Consider the following 17,722-nt stretch of genomic DNA (forward strand, 5'->3'; position numbering starts at 1 on the left):
AGTGCCACAATTTAGGTGTAATGTTTGTTATTATATTGGCTGGCGATAACTCCGATTCGCCGGCACAAGAATAATGGTTATTAAAAACTAAAATTAGGGGTTGATGTAATAATGAATAAGCTTATTAAAGGATTAGTTGCGACAGCAGTGCTCGCTGCACTTGCTGGTTGTAATAGCGATGATGATCAAGTTAAAACAGCATGTGAACTTGCAGGTGATGCTTGTAAAACATTTACTGTGATCCACACCAACGATAACCACGGTCGTTTTTGGCAAAACAGCAAAGGCGAATATGGTATGGCCGCTCGTATGACGGTCATCGAACAGATTAAAGACGAAGTTGAAAGCCGTGGTGGCCAAGCCATCGTTTTGTCTGGTGGTGATATCAATACCGGTGTTCCAGAGTCTGATATGCAACAGGCTATTCCCGATTTTGTCGGCATGAACCTATTGGAATACGATGCAATGGCTGTGGGTAACCATGAGTTTGATAACTCATTAGATGTGCTCGATATGCAGCAAACGCTGGCGAGATTCCCCATGTTAGCGGCTAACATTTACCATAAAAATAGCGGTGAGCGCTATTTTGAACCCTACCGTGTGTTTGAGCTTGATGGTGTTAAAGTGGCCATTGTCGGTTTCACAACCGTTGATACACCTAAAATTGTTAACCCGGAAAATGTTGAGCCACTAAGCTTTACCGATCCACAGGTCGAGCTTAAAAAAGTATTAGCTGAAATTGAACAAAATGAAACTGTGGATATGGTATTTGCACTAACCCACATGGGCCATTACGCCAACGGTAATCATGGTACTGAGGCCCCAGGTGATGTGTTGTTAGCCCGCTCAGTGGAGGCTGGCCAATTACAAGCCATTATTGGTGGTCATTCGCAAAATCCAGTGTGTATGGAAGGCAGCGAATATGCCGACTTCAAACCTGGTGATGAGTGTAAACCTGATGTGCAAAATGGCACCTATATCATGCAAGCCCATGAGTGGGGCAAATATGTGGGCCGCGCCGATTTTGAATACCTAGACGGTGAGCTAACGCTGGCAAGTTATAAGTTGATCCCAATTAACTTAAAGACTGAAGATGACGCTGGTGAATTGGTTTACGTGACTGAAGAGATTGAGCAAGACCAAGATGTGTATGCCATGCTCAAGCCTTACCAAGAGCGCGGTCAAGAGTTGCTTGATGTGGTGATCTCGTACACCGATGGGGTATTTCAAGGTGAGCGAAATGTAGTACGCGCTCAGCAAACTAACCTAGGTCAATTACTGACAACCGCATATTCTGAATTTGTGACCAATAACTTTAATGTGACGGCCGATTTTGGCGTAATGAACTCTGGCGGTATTCGCGCATCGATTGCACAAGGTGATATTTCTTATCGTGATGTACTGACCGTGCAGCCATTTGGTAACTTTGTGTCATACGTCACCATGACCGGCGCTGAAGTGCAAGATTACCTGGCCGCTGTTGCTGTTAAAACCGGTGGTGGTTACCCACAATTCAACAAAGTCGCAATGCAGGTTAATTGTGATGCAGGGACTGTCGATATTGCTCAATTAGGTGGCCGCGCCTTTGACCTAGAGCAAAATTACACCTTTGCACTGATCCATTTTAGTGCAGCGGGTGGTGATGATTATCCTATCGTTAACCAACACCCAAATTATATTGACACTCAGTTGACCGATGCCGCGGTATTCCGTGATTACTTCGTTAAAAACCCAAGCCTATCGATAGCCGATTATGCGCCGGTAGATGGTGAGCTCACGTTCACTAAAGCAGGTAAAGTCGTTGCAAGTTGTGCAGCAGAGTAATGACATGATTTAACTAACACCTTGCTTATGCCAAAGGCGTTAGGGTTATTACCGTTACACTTTACAGCGTAAAAGCAGCCGCAAGGCTGCTTTTTTATTGGCGGTTAATAGATAAGTTAGACGCGATAAAATTTTTTGCATTGATGACTTGAAAACAATTTGGCCTATCCCTATATAGTCTGTAGGAAGCGCTCAATGAGGCTTTCGGGTCGATTGAAATACAGTGCCTTTGGGGCTGTGCAATCGATCATTAACAGGGCTGTCACCCTCAGTGAATTAACGTGATCGAAGTGGCAGTCAAACGGTGCGACTCAAGCCCACTATATGGGCGGTCGGCCAAATTTTCACTATATTGCTTAATACAAGGATATAAAAATGCGTAATTATGATCTATCTCCCCTTTATCGCAGTGCCATTGGTTATGACCGTTTAGCTCAGCTTGCAGAGCATGCTGCAGCGAACAAAGGTAACTCAGGTTATCCACCTTATAATATCGAGTTACTCAGCGAAAACCGTTACCGTATTACTATGGCTGTAGCCGGCTTTTCGATGCCAGAATTAGAGATCACCAGCGAAGGTGATAAATTGATTGTGAAAGGCACAAAGGCGGAACAAACCAACGAACAACGCAAGTACTTATATCAAGGTATTGCTGAGCGTGGTTTTGAGCGTACGTTCCAGTTAGCCGATTATGTCACCGTGATTGGTGCCGATTTAGAAAACGGCTTACTCAATATTGATCTCAAGCGTGAGATCCCTGAGATGCTCAAACCGCGTAAAATTGAGATCAACCACTCAGGCTTGCTCAATAAAGAGTAATATCGCTTTAGCCAATGCGGCTTAGCCAGCATAGCTAACGCCAACAAAAAAGGGAGCCTAGGCTCCCTTTTTTGTTCTCAATTGGTGCTAATGACATAGAACACCTTACAACCTACACCTTAGGACAAGCTCATTAAACGGCTTATTTTGCCGCCGATAACCCCGCCATAATGGTTTCGTGTAAAAACGCACTAAAATCGTCGCCATGGTTGGCTAGCATCTTCGGAAACATAGAGATTGGAGTTAAGCCCGGAAAGGTATTGATCTCATTGAGTAAGATCTCACCTTGCTCGGTTAAGAAAAAGTCGATACGTGACAAATGACGCAGTTTCATGCCATCAAATACTTTGATGGCATACTGCTGTATTTGCTGGGCGATAGCCGGCGAAACATCGGCAACCACTTGCGTAGTCGCCTTACTGTTAGCTGCATATTTTTCATCGAAAGTATAAAAAGTGTCGCCAGCACAGATCACTTCACCAGGCAGGGTCGCCACTGTCTGCCCTTTATATTGATAGACAGCCACCTCTAATTCCCGTGCCTTGATGGTTTTTTCAACGACCACATAGGGGGAATATTTAAAGGCATCGGTCAGCGTAGTTTGGATAAGCGCTGCATCATCCACCCGGTAGCAGCCAACAGATGAGCCTTGTGAGGCGGCTTTAATGAAAATTGAGCCCCAGTCCGCCAAGGCTTGCTGCGTTTGTTTAATGGCATCGGCATCGAGTTGATTTAAAAACAGGTAGGGGGTATTGGGGATCCCCAGTGCGCTAAACCACATTTTTGCGGTGACCTTGTTAAAACAGTTACTCGAACCTTCTGAGTTACAGCCAAAATAGGGCAGTTTTATTAGCTCAAAATAGGATTGAATATCACCCGTTTCACCCGGATAGCCATGTATACAAGGAATGACGTAATCCACAGGCCAAGGCGCTATGCTGTCATCTTCGAAACGGATCTCTTTACGATTAGTGAGCTCACAGCGGTGGCCGTCTTTGGTGGTGTACTGACCATGGCCGTCAAGTTCGACACGTAGCACATTCACTTGGTCTAATTTTGCCAGCGAAGTTTCAAAATAGTTAGCTGACAACAGTGAGATAGCGTGTTCATCACCGCCACCACCACATAACAATAATAGATTGGTCGGACTCATCGGGTCTCCGTTTACAACTGAATGTAGATGTTATGATGCACTATGACGCGCTAATAATTTTATGCAAGTTTTGCTATCAAGCGCCGTTATCGTTTGGCGATTTTATAGGCTTGCCAGCCTATTTTATGTTGTTACTGCCATAAGCGTTTCGCCAGTCCTGATGCGCGCTGTGTGGCTTGACGGCAGGCCTGTTCAAACACACGCTGGCTACCTAAACAGGTAAAATGGTGTTTAGCGCGAGTGATCGCCGTATACACCAACTCTTTGGTGAGCAGTTGCCGCTGGGCGACACTTGGGCGAGGTGGCATGACTAACGCCACGTGGCTAAATTCGCTGCCTTGGCTTTTATGCACTGTCATCGCATAACAGGTGTCGTGGCTTGGCAGGCGCGCCGGTAACACTTTGAGTAAGGTGCCATCGGCTTGAACAAAATGGGCCATCAAGCGATGTTGGTTATGGGTATCGGGCAAAATAATGCCGATATCACCATTAAACAGACCAAGGTTATAATCGTTACTTTGGATGATCACCGGCCGCCCTGCATAAAATTCAGTGGCCGGGTTGACCAGCTTTTCCTTGGCGAGGGCCTGGGTGATACTGGCATTAATGCCATCAACGCCATATTCGCCAGCACGCATGGCGCACAGCACGCGGTAACGATTGAAGCTGTCGATAATACTCATGGCGTCTTGCGCTTGAGTGATCGCCTCAAGGTAGTGACGATATTGCGCCACGCTGCGCTCGAGCAAGGCGTTTAAGCCCAAATTGGCTTGCTGATGAATCTGATGCTCAATCCACAGCAGTTCCTCATAACCGCGCTGCCAGACCTGCATTATGGCCGCTAAATTACTGATGTTAACGGCGCTGGCCAGTTGACCAATGCCGGCATCCCCCTTAAAGCGGTGGCTGTGCATCAGCATCGCCAAACTGTCACCGAGCTGGGGTGATGCACTGACAAAGCCATTAAGATCTGTCCCCGTGAGCTGGCTGAGTAATGCTGCCTTATCTTGCGAGTAGCGCATTGACCATTGACCATTTCTGTCTTTTAACCCAGCGCAAATATCGGCCAGCACAGCGCCGGCTTCTACCGAGGCCAGCTGATCCTGATCGCCAAGTAAAATAAGCCGAGCATGACTAGGCAAGGCATTAAGCAGTTTATACATCATAGGCAGATCCACCATTGAGGCTTCATCGACCACCAAGAGATCCAGTCGCAGTGGGTTGTCGCTATCGTGGCGAAAACGGTGCGAGTTGGGGATAACCCCCAGTAAACGGTGTAGCGTCGAGGCTTCCTCTGGCACCTGCTGTAATGCGTTAAGATCGATAATGTCACTGAAGGGGGCCAGTTCAGTGGCTAGGCGCGCTTTAGAGGCTTTAATCGACTCACTTAATCGCGCTGCGGCCTTACCCGTGGGCGCAACGAGGCGGATAGTCATGGTCTCTTGCTGACACAATAACAAGAGTAGCTTAGTCACTGTGGTGGTTTTACCCGTCCCAGGGCCGCCCGTGATCACCGCCAGCTTTTGAGTGAGCGCTGTGGCCGTGGCGATTTTTTGCCAGTCATATTGCCTCTCGGTAGGGGCAAATAAGCTGGCGAGCATATTGGTGCTTGCGCCGATATCACTCACCCTAATGGGCTGGGCTAAGGCATTGAGTTGCTGTCCCACGCGAGATTCAAACTGGTAATAACGTTGCAAGTAGAGGTTGGAACCATCAAGGATCAGCGGTTTATCGAGTTGCTCAGGCGCTAAGCCGACCGCATCGCAGCGACTCAGCTCAGCGATGATCTCCTGTGGACTTAAGGTGATACGGCATTGAGCTTGCTGCTCACTCATGGGGTTGTCGACATCGATCTGCTCAATGGGCAGGCAGCTATGCTGCAGTGACAGTTGGCGGCTGAGCAGGGCGCAGATTAAGATAAACAGCTCATTGCTGCTCGGATGCAGCGCACTCATCTGCAGTGCAAAATGGCGATCGAGTGGGGTTAATAGTCGTTCTTGTTCCCACTGTTTTAACAGTGCCGTTAAGGGTTGCTCTAAGGTTATCATAGTGCGAGCTCCGCAGATGTCCCACTGCCCAAAGGCTGATGGGGGGCTTGGAATAGATGGTCGAGTCGCTCTATCAGGGCTTGGCTGGGTTTATCATAAAACACCCCAGCACCAGGTGCTTGCTGTGACATACCGCGTAAAAATAGGTAGTAACATCCGCCGATATGCTGATCGTAACAATAGTTGGCTAAGCGCAGCTTAAGGTAGCGGTGCAGCGCCAAGGTGTAGAGGATGTATTGCAAGTCATAACGGTGGCTACTAATGGCCTGTTGCATCTGGCCTTGATGATAATGACTCACATCGTTACCCAAATGATTGGACTTATAATCGGCAATGTAAAATTGGCCCTGATATTCGAAGGTTAAATCGATAAAGCCTTTTAGCATGCCCTGTAGTGCATCGAAGCTGAGTTCGGCGCTATAACCAAACTCGCTAAGTAGCTGATTCAATGCGCTGGCCTGTAAGTGCGATATCGGTAGGTAAAATTCCATTTCGACTAAGGTTTTGCTTGCTGGAAGTTGCGCCAAGCACAGGCCACTGTCATTGAGCGGCGCACCGAGCAGGTCCATATACCACTGGTGCAGCACAGGTTGCCAGACGCTATCGATGCCAAATTTTTCCATCGCTATGGGCAGTTGCTCCTGTAGCGTGACATCGGCGCGGGTAAAATCAATCAGCTCTAATACCAAGTGCATAAAGCTACCTGCATTGGCGCCGCGCTCGAAGGTGAAACGTGACATCTGATTATCGAGATCATCTTCAATCACGTTGAGCTCAGGAAAGGCCTCATCGTCACCGCCGGGCATGACACGTTCATGGGCTTGGTTTTTTACCAGCCCCGAATAACTGCCGACCCGCCATGGGGTGGTTTGAAGGCGTCGCAGTGCCTTAGGCGCTAGGCTTAGGTTATCGACACTCGTTGGCGCCAGCACTGTGGCGCTGGCTATTTCCTCGATGCTGGTGACACTTAACGCATCACTTGCCAAGGCTTGGGCACGCGCTTGTATATCGCTAAATTCACATTTGGCCTCTTCGATGCCAAGCAGATAGCCAATGGCGGTTTCGTGTAGTTGGCTGCTAATGCCCGCTTTTTTGGTGTAGCGCGAGTGGTTTGCCACATACAGATAACAGGCGAGCACGGGGCGAGTCAACGCCACGTAGAGTAAGCGTAAATCTTCGGCCAGCGTTTCCCGTTTATGCCGCGCCCAGCCCTCATCACTCTGCTCTATGTCCCACAGCAGTTGGTTATCTTGGTGGTACAACATGGGGGCCGGCTTACGGCGGTTGTCGCGGGCAAGGCTGACAAAGGGCACAAAGCAAACTGGGTATTCTAGCCCCTTACTCTTATGGATAGTGACTATCTGCACAAGGTTTTGCTCGCTTTCGAGCCTGAGCTGCGCTTCTTCTGTGCTGTGGCTGTCGAGCAGCGCCTGCTGATACCAATTGAGCAGGGCGCTGATCCCGTCAAGCTCGCTGGCTTTTTGCTGTAACAGTTCGCCTAAATGCCTAAAGTCGGTTAAGCGGCGCTGGCCGTCAGCGGTACTTAACAGCCGCTGAATAAGCGCGGTATCGCTGGCCATGGCCAATAAACAGGGCATAATGCCGCGTTTTTGCCAGATCTGCTGCAAGCCATTAAATTGTTCCAGCAGTTGCTGTCGGCTGTCTTCATCGAGGTTAAATTGATGAATAGCTTCGGCATTGTAGCCCAGCAGCTGGGTGGCCAGCGCGCTTCTTAGCGCGCGCTCATCCTTTGGATTAGCAATCGCGACCAACACCAGTGCCAGCTCTTTAGCTTCGAGGGTGGCAAATACACTGTCACGGCTGAGAAACACTGCGCCTATCTGGCGCTCGCTGAGGGCGGCTTTAATGTAGGCGGCTTCGTTACGGTCTCGAACCAGCACCGCAATGTCTTTGGCCCTAAGGGGTTTATCGTCCAGCAGGCATAAACCTTGCTGCGCCTCGGTTAATAGTCTGGCTATCTCATTACAGGCATCTTCGGCGAGCAAACTTCTCGCGGTGGCTTTATTGAGCCCTTTGTCGGGATCTTCACCGAGCAGTTTGAGCCGCAGTGCACTGTTATCGCTATTGGCCTCGATTAAACGTTTGTTATCGGCAAAGGGAGAGGGCGCCACGATCTCAAACGGAATAGCTTCGCTAATAAAGGGATCGTGATGTTGGCCAAATAACTGATTCACGCCGGCTATCATATTGCGACTCGAGCGGAAGTTAGTGTCTAAGCTGTAGTGGGCTTGAGCCTGCTGGCGAGCGTCAATATAGGTGTGAATATCGGCGCCCCTAAAGGCGTAAATGGCCTGCTTGGGATCGCCAATCATCAATAAGCTTTGCGCCGGATGCGCTAGGTTCTCGCCCTGCTGATAGATGTGGCTAAAAATTTGATACTGCAGTGGATCGGTATCTTGAAACTCATCGATAAGCGCAATAGGAAAACGCTGGGCGATGCTGTGAGCCAAACTCTGCGCTGCGTCGCTGTTATCTTTACTCGGCGCGCTCAGTGCACCCGCAAGGGTGAGCAGCAGATCGTCGGGTGTCAGCAGATTACGCTCCTGTTTTTGCTTTGCAAAACGGCTCGAGATCCCTTGGCGCGCCGCAAACAGAAAGCTGGGCACAAACTGAGTTATCAATTGATTCAGATTGTCGATATGGGCCAACAGCGGCGCTTGCTCAGCCGTTGGGATCTCGCCGCCTTTATTGAGTTTAAGCTGGCTTAACGCGAGCGCATCGAGCACTTTGCTATCGGGCAGTGATTGGCCATGATGAGCCCAATTGTCCATCGCCGCTAACATGGCAGCGAGTTTGGGAAAACCTTGATCTTTTTTACCAAACCGCACTCCATTGAGCGGCAGCTGCAGCAAGAGTTGCTCGAGTGCATCGCGCTCACGCGGCCAGATGAGTCTTAAGCGACTCAGGCTTTGGCTCAGCGCCTGGGCTATCTGTTTAAAGGGCTGCGGCGTGGGAGTCGCTTTGGCTTGACTGGCGCCGAGCAGCGGCCTGAGTTGCTGGGCCAATCCATCGGGATCGCTAAACTTACCTTGCACAATTTGGGCAAGATAGCCGGGCAGCGGATAGCAGGTTTCTCGCCAGAAATCGCGCACCGCATGGTGTAAAAACTCACTATCATCGAGGGTAAATTCAGACTCAAACAGCAAACCCGATTCAAACGCCATGTCGGCTAATATGCGCTGACAGAAACCATGAATAGTAAAAATGGCCGCCTCATCGAGGGATTTAAGCGCCAAATCGAGTCGTTTACGCGCCAGCGGTAGCTGCTCTGCTGGGGTCTGTGCGTAGAGCTGCTCAATCAGGGGATCGCTCACGGGCAGGCCAATAAAACAGCGATAAGCCAGCTGGATTTTTTTACGAATGCGATCCCTCAGTTCACCTGTGGCGGCATTGGTAAAGGTCACCACTAATATTTGCTCGCAGCGCAGTGGCTGCGGGCAACCATGACCCAGCAATAGGCGCACATATAGGCCCGCGATAGTATAGGTTTTACCTGTGCCGGCGCTGGCTTCAATAAGACGGGTGCCGTCAAAAGGGAGGGTAAGGGTGTTGAGTATGGTGGTGCTCATGTTAGCGTCCCTCCACAAAGGTGGCCAGCTCACTTAATGGCGCCTTATAAAGCAGGCTAATTAAGGGCGATAATAGTGTTGTGGCAGGCTCGCCAAATTGGGCCTCAGTGAAATCTTCTGGAAAACGAAATAGGCGCTGGTAATGGGGTTCGAGCCCTTCACCCATGGCACCTTGATCATCAAGCCACTGTTTCTGCGCCTCGGCAAGTTTGCCTGTGTGGTCGCCTTCGGCTTCGACATAGCTCATGGCCGTGCGCGGAATAAACATCAACGGCTGATGTTGGCCACGGTGAAAATAGTCGACCCACACACTGAGCTGATTGATGGCTTGCTCGCACGTAATTGGGGCAAACCCATAAAAATGGCCAATATCGAGCAGATAACTGTCGCCAATGGCTTGGGTGCCCATGGCGTTAAGGCAAAGGTGGCGCAAATAAACCCGAATAAGATCGCGGGCGTTGGCCGTGCCTGGACGATAATTGACGAGCCCTTTGGCCGATAGTGAGTCTATCCGCCCCACTAGGTGGCTTTGGCGGCTATCGTTAAGGGCGATAGCTATCTCTAGCGCGTGGGATTGTTCGCCTTTTAGATAGTTAGCTCTGCCGATAATGGGTTTAATATCGTGTAGATATTGATTAAGCAGCAGATCGTCAAACGGCGCTAGTGGCAGTTGGCCCGCCAGTTTGAGTTTATGCAGCAGTTGCTCGTCGGGCAGCTCTTGCTGCCGCTTAATGGCATCATCAATCAAGTGGGCTTGCAACTTGTAGCGAGATAATGGATTGAGGTTAAAAGGCTCATCATTGTCATCGGCTTGAATATCTAGGCCTAAATCCAGTTTCAGCGAGCGGTTAAAGAAATACTGCGCGGGATTACGATAAAACCGGATCAGCGCCGAGAGCTCGATTTCACGGCTGTCATCATCACTGCTAACCTTGAGCGCTTGCTCAATAAAGCGGCTCTGTTGGCCTTGCGCGTCGCTGCTGTGACTGGCAACGGGGCACCATTGCTGGCTATAACTGTGCTGTAAGCCTTGGCCGGCTTGATACAGACGCTCATCGAAGGGCTGTAGCGGCTGCTGTTTTATCAACTGCGCGGCAATGGTTTTGTCAATGGCATCAATATCGACAGCGCCAGAGTCTGGCTCATTAACTGTAGCTTCGAGCGATGCAGGCAGGTAACACAGCTGGCAATATTCTATCAGCTCTGAGACCAGCATCGAGGGGATGCGCTCACTGTTATCGCGCTCACTATGACCTATGTAGCTGATATACAGTTGCTGCCTTGCCGATAACATGGCTTCTAAAAACAGGTATCTGTCGTCGAGTCGGCGTGAACGATCGCCTTTGCGCGCACCAAACTGTGCGACTAAATCAAAGCCTACCGGATGTTGTATCCTAGGGTAGACACCATCGTTCATCCCCAGTAAACACACCACCTTAAAGGGAATAGAGCGCATCGGCATTAAGGTACAAAAATTGACACTACCGGCTAAATAACGTTGACCAACGCGGGATTCTGACAGTTGGCTAACAAACCAATGTTGCAGTACGCTAATATCCAGTTCGCTGCTGTATTGGCTCTGGTTTAGCTCTTCACTTAGGCGGCTAATGGCGCCGCGAATTGCTTGTTCTTGATTAAGCTCCTCCTCATCGCAATCATAAAACTCATCGACTAACTGCTGCAGCAGGCCGATACGCTCATTGAGCGAGCAAGGTTGATTGAGCGCCAGGGTAAATTCATCGAGCGCTTCGATAAAATTGAGTAACTTGCCTAAGGCCTGAGCCGATTGACCTTCAATGCCCTCTAACGCCAAGTTGTCTTGGTAGATAGGGGCGTGATCGCTAAAGCTGTAACCTAAAATCAATCGCTTAATACCAAAGGCCCAAGAATTTTGCTCAAAGGCGGGCAGTTGTTGTGCCTGACGCGCCTTGGCATCACGGCCCCAACGCACGCCAGCTTGCTCTAACCAACGACGAATAATACCCAGTTCATCATCACTGATATCGAAGCGGCGCAGTACCGCTGGCACTTCCACAATGCCTAAAATATCGGTGAGGGCGAAGCGGCTCTGATTTAGGGTTAACAGGTGTAAAAAGCTGCTGATCAAGGGCGACTCTTGGGCGGCGCCGCGATCGGCAATGGCGTAAGGGATATAGTGCGCGCCACTTTTAGCCGCAAACACGGCGTCGATATAGGGCGCGTAGGCCGCAACATCAGGCATCATCACCACTATGTCTTTCGGGCTGATGGGCGTTTCGCTGCCCTCTTGCTGTGCCAGTAGCGCCAATAAATGATCATGCAGGGTTTCAATTTCGCGCAGCGCACTGTGGCAGCTTCGAAGGGTGATAGAGTCATCATTGGCGTGTAACCGTCGCCGCCCTTCGAGGCTTAAATAGAGCTCGCCATCGGGGCCAAGGCTCTTACCGCGGGTGGTAAGCTCCAAAATATCCTGCTGCACGCCGTGTAATAGGGTGTTATTGCCGGGATCTTGATAGCATTCGAAGTTAAAATTGGTATCTTCTTCAGGCAGTTCGAGGATCAAATCCAGCAGTTCACGGCCCATCTTGCCATTATTGGCAAGCAAAGGGTTACCCACTTCCAGTTTATCTTCCCAGTCCATACACAGTTGCTGCTTATCTGCATATTGCAGCGCCATACGGGCGCGCAGACGAGGGTCGACAATGTCGCCCCAATAGTGCTGACAAGGGCTGAGGTTGAGCATCACCACATCGATGCGTTTGGCTAAGAAATAGAGCACCTCTAGGGTTTGCGGTGCCATGGATGAGATACCAAATACAAACAGTCGTCGAGGTAAGCCACTTAAGTCGCAGTTAGGATCATCTAAGGTATCAAACAGTGCCTGATGCAGGTTGGCCCTGTGGTAGGTGCTTTGGCCTAACTCTTGATTGTTGTATTGGATAAGCGCGCGCCAGAGTACAGGTTGCCACTCTTGTGCTGGGCTAAGGCGCTCATTTTTGGGTGGCAGCAAAGGCTCATTAGCCTCCCAAGCTAAAATCCAATCGGGGCGATAGACCAAGTATTGGTCAAAAATATCGGCGATTTGACCGCATAACTGATACAGCTTAAGCGAGTGAGTCGCGTTGAGATCATCTGTGATGGCATCATCATCTAGATAGTGTCTTAGGGGCGCAAACACAGGTTGTGCCAGCAACTGCGGCAACAGCTCCATTAATTTCCAGGTCATCGCCGCTTTGGTGTAGGCATTTTCTTTGGGCACGTTAGGCAGCAGGGTGTGACACAATTGCCAGATAAAGCTTGAAGGCAGGGGAAATTCGAGCGCCGCAGCAATGTGGTTGTGCTGTGCAATCGCCAGACGCAGCCAAGTGGACATGCCCGGGCTTTGCACCAAAATTTGCTCGCACGATAACAGCGAGTCCATGGCCTGAGGCGATTTCAGCTCATCAGCCAATAATTGGGCTAACGATTCCATTCGATTTGACTGAACCAAGTAAAGCATAGTGGGCCTTTATCTTTATGATGCTGCGCGCGAAGGTGTGCGCAAAGAGTGACAAACTTATAGGGGTTATTCTATGGTGTTAATGCTTGATAGCCAATCATCAAGGTCAATTTTATCGAGTGAAACAAACATTTGCCTGAAAAAACATCAGCGCGTAGCTTGGCGGCTATTAAGGCTTAATATCGCCAAGCGTAACTGCCTGCGATACCTCGTTATCTGCTGTTGTAACGCTTGGCGCTCACTAGGGCTGTGAGGCTGGTATTTTAACGCCATGTAACAGTCGATATACCGCTGCAAGGGAACGGCGAGTGTCGGCAAGTGCGTTGCAACGCGCTGAGCATAACGCTGCGGCGGTTCGTCGGTTTCACGGGGCAGGCCTTTTTTTGCCAGCAAGGCGGTGATGGCATCGAAGCCTGCTTTAAGTCGGTCTGGCTGGCGTTGAAACTGCAATAATCCAACACTGTAGGCAATAGCGACGCCAATAAGGGCCATGGTACAGATAATCAATATGGCCAGTTTAGTACTGTCAACATCGCCCAGCAGGCGTTTAAGCAGTTGCTGCTGACGCTGGTTATCAAAGCCTAATACCCATTTGCTCCAGTAGTAGTCGATACTGGCAATGGATAACCTGAGCTGGTTAAGTAAGGGGTATTGTCTGAGCCGCAAACTACTAAAAGGACTCTCTTGTAGATAGCTATCTGCGGGATTAAAAAAGGCATCAAATCCCTGTTCGACGCGCTCTGGCGCAATCATAGCGGTGGGATCAAATCGGGTCCAACCGTGGCCAGGAAGCCATGCTTCGACCCAAGCATGGGCCATATATTGATACACGCTGAGATATTGTGCGCTTTGGTTCCACTCTCCGCCTTGGTATCCGGTCACTAAGCGGGCTGGAATGCCAGTTTGACGCGCCATAAAGGCGAGGGCGCTAGCATAATGCACGCAAAAGCCCGCTTGGTTTTCAAACAGAAAATCATCTATCTGCTGTGGTCCAACAGGTGGCGGTTGCAAAGTATAGTAATAGGGCGACTCATTGAAATAGCGCATCATGGCAGCCATACGCTGCTGAGGATCTGGATAGCTTTGCTTAAACCGCTCGGCTAACGCTAGCGTTTTGGGATTACTGCGTGCGGGTAACTGTAAATTACCTTGGATTTGCGCCTCGCTTAACTGGATGTCTAAACTCGCCTCAGTGTAGGAGGCGACGCGATATTGATATTGCTGCTCCACCGAGCTTATGGCGTATAGCCGACCGTCGGGTAGGTTAATCACCCCATCGCTTGGGCTGTAGGCAAGGTCTAGGCCAAATAACCAGTGCTGATGACTGGGCTCGGCGATCACTTGATATTGCAATGCTTGACCTACAGGGCGTTGCCTTTGCGCCGCTTTAGCTTGACTGGGGTTGGCTTCAAGCTGCTTTATTGCCGCAGAAGGGGTCCAGCTTTTACCGTCATAATGCTCCATCACTAAGGCGCGCCAATAGCGTTGGTGGTGCTGTGGCGGTTCGTTGTCGAAGCTGACCCGAAACGCCAGTGCAGGCGAACGGGTTAATTGGTTGATATCACCGAAGGAAACCGTATCTGACAGTCCTGTAGTGGCATTATTGGCGTTAGGCACCAACCACAGTGGGGGTAATCGCGGTAGCACGATAAATAACAGGATCGCCAGTGGCACGCTTTGTAACAGCAGCTGACTCGCCCGCTTGGCGGTATGCATCATCGCCTCATTTTCACGGTATAAACTGAGTAACACCGCTAAATTAAGGGTGGCGACTAGGGTCAGTTGTAGGGTAAACCACAGACTTTGTTTTTCGATAAAGGTGATGGCGATTAAGAAAAAGCCGACCATGACGACCGCGCGCACATCGCGGCGGTCTCGCATCTCGATATACTTAAGTGCGTAACCTAAAATCAGTAAGTTAATCAAACCATTGAGCATGCCTATTTGGCTGGTGACTAACACTAACGTAGCGGCCGATGCAAGCGCGAGCAGGGTGACCAGATAGCGCGGTGGACGAGCGACTTTGGCGCTAAAAATGCCCACACGCCAGACGAAACAGATGGCGCAGATGGCGAGAGTCCAACTGGTCATTTTATCGTGCAGTGGCGCCAGCACGGCAATATTAACCAGTAGTAACCAGGCGAGCGTGTGGCGCGTGATGATCTCCTGCTGATCAGCCATTATGCTGCTCCTGCGAGCTTGTTGGCTTCTCTGGTGTAGTAGCATTTGCTTGTGTATAGCTCGGCTCCTTGGCGTGGAACATTACGTGCGGTGAACCTGAGCTGACAGCGTTGGGAACCTCCGGGTAGACGGCTAGCGCGGTGAGGCATTGCAGCCGATGTGCTGCGCCGCTATTGGGAGCAATAGTGTGCATCGGGAGCTGTAAACCAAATACCTGCTGAGTTTGCGATAAGGTGTCTACCGTCCATGTCAGTTCACTGAGGTGCTGCTCAATGTCAGGATGCTGGGCGTTGAGTATTAACCAGGTGGGCGCGCTCACGGGCTCACCAAATGATTTGGTGAGCATACCTCGGCCTTGCGCCAACTGTTTCCATGCGATTTGGTTGAGCGACTCGCCGCTGACATACGGCTTTAAGGTATTAAATTCTTCCACCCCCGCCGCCAAACTTCCCTTTAGATGAGCTTGCTCATGGGCGTGAGTTGCAGGTTGGCGAAGTGGTGTCATTACCGCTTTAGGCGCCGCAAACACCAGTTGGCGGTTGGCCAAATCGATAACCGACCAAGCGCGGCATAATCCCAACGGGTAGCGAGTCTCAACGGTTAATCGACCTGGGTGGATCCAGCCACGACCTTGATTGGTAAAGGGCAATAATAAGCGCTGTTTTTTATCATCGACACGCGCCGCGCTAAGCGGCGCATTATTGCCATAACGCAATTGGATTTGGTGTTGGGCTTGCTTAGCCGTTAACTCAACAGGATAGAGCACATCTTCCCCCGCATAGACCGCGGGGCCCTGTGCAGCGTTAAGGGTAAGGCCTGCGAGATTGCGGTAACTGTAGATAATACAAGTATTAAAGATACTCAGTAGTAAGAGGCTTAGGCCTATCACTAAATTGTTTTGGTAGTTGGTACCAAACAGAAATAACAGTACCACCACCCCAAGCCAAAATAATCCAAATGCGCTCGGCAAAATGAAAATACTCTTATGCGCTAAGGTTATTGGGGACTGCGCAGGTAAGCGGCGCGACAACCAGTGTTGCCACCAGCGCTGATAAGGTTTGAGTCCAGCCTTAGCCTGTTGCATCGGATTAGCGTATGGGGTTCGTGCTGCTAAGCAATTTTTGCGATAGTGCCTCACCTTGTTGCTGGCTGGTGTGACGCAGGCGATGCTCTGCCACTGATGCAAATACCGCTTGTACATCTTCGGGGACGATATAGCGTCGCCCGGCAATAAAGGCCCATGCTTTGGCGGCGCTCAATAGTGCTTTACTGGCTCGCGGCGACAGCCCGTAACCTTCATGTAACTGACGTGACCCATCGACCAGAGCCAAAATATACTGCAATAACGCATCGGAGGCGCTGACCGTACTGACCTCTTGCTGCAAGGCGCTTAAGGTGACAGGATCGATGCATTGCGGCAATGGCGCACTTTGTGGTGATAAATCCTCTCCCTTAAGCATCGCCAGTTCTGCCGCCGCGCTCGGGTAGCCAATGGTAAGGCGCATCATGAAGCGATCGAGTTGTGATTCTGGTAAGGGAAAGGTGCCCGATTGCTCGCTCGGGTTTTGCGTGGCGATCACAAAAAATGGCTTGGGTAGTGGGTGAGTAATGCCATCGACTGTCACCTGATGTTCAGCCATGGCTTCGAGCAGCGCACTTTGGGTTTTAGGGCTGGCACGATTGATTTCATCGGCGAGGATCATCTGTTTGAAAATCGGCCCGGGATGGAATACAAATTGTGACTGTTCTTTATCGAAAATCGATACGCCAATAATGTCGGCTGGCAACATGTCACTGGTAAATTGCACCCGCTGATGACTCAAGCCCAAACTTTGAGCGAGTCCCTGAGATAGGCTGGTCTTACCCATGCCGGGCAGATCTTCTATCAATAGATGGCCTTTGGCCAAAATGCAGGCTAATGCCAATTTGATCTGTTGTGGTTTACCCAGTAACACCCGTTCCAGTTGGGTTAATAATGATGCAATTGTGGGATTAGCCATATCAGTCCTTTTTAGCCTAAATGGTAACTTAACCTTGGCGTGTTAAGTGGCAAATTATCGATAGTTGCAAGTGAAGATTGGCAGCTTAAACGTCACCTGGGTGCACTTTTGTATTTCGCACTTTACCCTGTGGCTTAATGGTGCCGACCGGGTTAATTGTTAGGCCTAAATATTAAAGTGAGTTGAACAGCTATTTCAATCAAATACTATCTATATCAATTGCTAGCTATATCAATTGCTAGCGAGATTAATTGTTATCTCACCATTCATTACTTCAATGTAATGAAAAATGATCACTTATTTTTATGCCCTGCAGCTCAGTGTTGCAAGGTCCTGAGTCTATGAGTCCAGCGTCGTCATTTCAGCGTCGTCATTTCAGCGTCGCCATGATGTTAACACTGGCTCATGTTGCGCTTAACCATACTCATCAAAGGGCTCAATGACAACCGCTTAAATATGGCAAGGCTGCTAAGCCCTTAAATTGGGACGAATGATGGATGTCGCTAGGCGCGTTGAGTACCATAACATGCAGTTGACGCTACAGTTTGCAGTCAAGCTTAGCTTGTATGAGGCGGATATGAACCCCCGCCGATATTACAGCAACGCATGCAGCTTGGATGATAACGCGT

The 17,722-nt window shown here is 49.9% G+C and carries 9 protein-coding genes; 2 read left to right on the forward strand and 7 right to left on the reverse strand.

Annotated features, from left to right (window positions below; genetic code table 11):
* Positions 1–108 precede the first annotated feature (108 nt).
* Positions 109–1,824, forward strand: a complete 1,716-nt coding sequence (gene ushA / locus AC0VXX_RS08520; RefSeq protein WP_475516976.1) for a bifunctional UDP-sugar hydrolase/5'-nucleotidase UshA — start codon at positions 109–111, stop codon at positions 1,822–1,824.
* Positions 1,825–2,199: 375 nt separating this feature from the next.
* Entirely contained in the window at positions 2,200–2,643 is a 444-nt protein-coding gene (locus AC0VXX_RS08525; RefSeq protein WP_475516755.1) for an Hsp20 family protein, read from the forward strand.
* A gap of 142 nt (positions 2,644–2,785) precedes the next feature.
* Here AC0VXX_RS08525 and AC0VXX_RS08530 read toward each other — a convergent pair whose 3' ends face one another.
* The 7 genes from AC0VXX_RS08530 to AC0VXX_RS08560 all read right to left on the reverse strand — a co-directional run bounded on the left by AC0VXX_RS08530 (position 2,786) and on the right by AC0VXX_RS08560 (position 17,093).
* A complete protein-coding gene (locus AC0VXX_RS08530) occupies positions 2,786–3,796 on the reverse strand; it encodes a D-alanine--D-alanine ligase (protein ID WP_475516756.1) in 1,011 nt (336 codons plus the stop codon).
* 131 nt (positions 3,797–3,927) lie between these two features.
* Positions 3,928–5,844 carry an exodeoxyribonuclease V subunit alpha gene (gene recD, locus AC0VXX_RS08535; RefSeq protein ID WP_475516757.1) on the reverse strand — a complete coding sequence of 639 codons (1,917 nt, stop codon included), beginning with the start codon at positions 5,842–5,844 and terminating at the stop codon, positions 3,928–3,930.
* The gene (gene recB / locus AC0VXX_RS08540; protein ID WP_475516758.1) at positions 5,841–9,434 is read right to left on the reverse strand and encodes an exodeoxyribonuclease V subunit beta; all 3,594 of its coding nucleotides are present in this window, start codon (positions 9,432–9,434) and stop codon (positions 5,841–5,843) included. Before recB ends, recD begins: the two co-directional genes overlap by 4 nt.
* A gap of 1 nt (position 9,435) precedes the next feature.
* Positions 9,436–12,912, reverse strand: coding sequence for an exodeoxyribonuclease V subunit gamma (gene recC, locus AC0VXX_RS08545; RefSeq protein ID WP_475516759.1), 3,477 nt, complete (start codon positions 12,910–12,912; stop codon positions 9,436–9,438).
* A gap of 147 nt (positions 12,913–13,059) precedes the next feature.
* Positions 13,060–15,093 (reverse strand): transglutaminase TgpA family protein, encoded by a 2,034-nt coding sequence (locus AC0VXX_RS08550; protein ID WP_475516760.1) that lies wholly within the window; start codon positions 15,091–15,093, stop codon positions 13,060–13,062.
* Positions 15,086–16,177, reverse strand: a complete 1,092-nt coding sequence (locus AC0VXX_RS08555) for a DUF58 domain-containing protein (protein ID WP_475516761.1) — start codon at positions 16,175–16,177, stop codon at positions 15,086–15,088. Before AC0VXX_RS08555 ends, AC0VXX_RS08550 begins: the two co-directional genes overlap by 8 nt.
* A gap of 4 nt (positions 16,178–16,181) precedes the next feature.
* The gene (locus AC0VXX_RS08560) at positions 16,182–17,093 is read right to left on the reverse strand and encodes an AAA family ATPase (protein WP_475516762.1); all 912 of its coding nucleotides are present in this window, start codon (positions 17,091–17,093) and stop codon (positions 16,182–16,184) included.
* Positions 17,094–17,722 lie beyond the last annotated feature (629 nt).

This window comes from Shewanella sp. QJM3NY_23 (genome assembly GCF_056173105.1).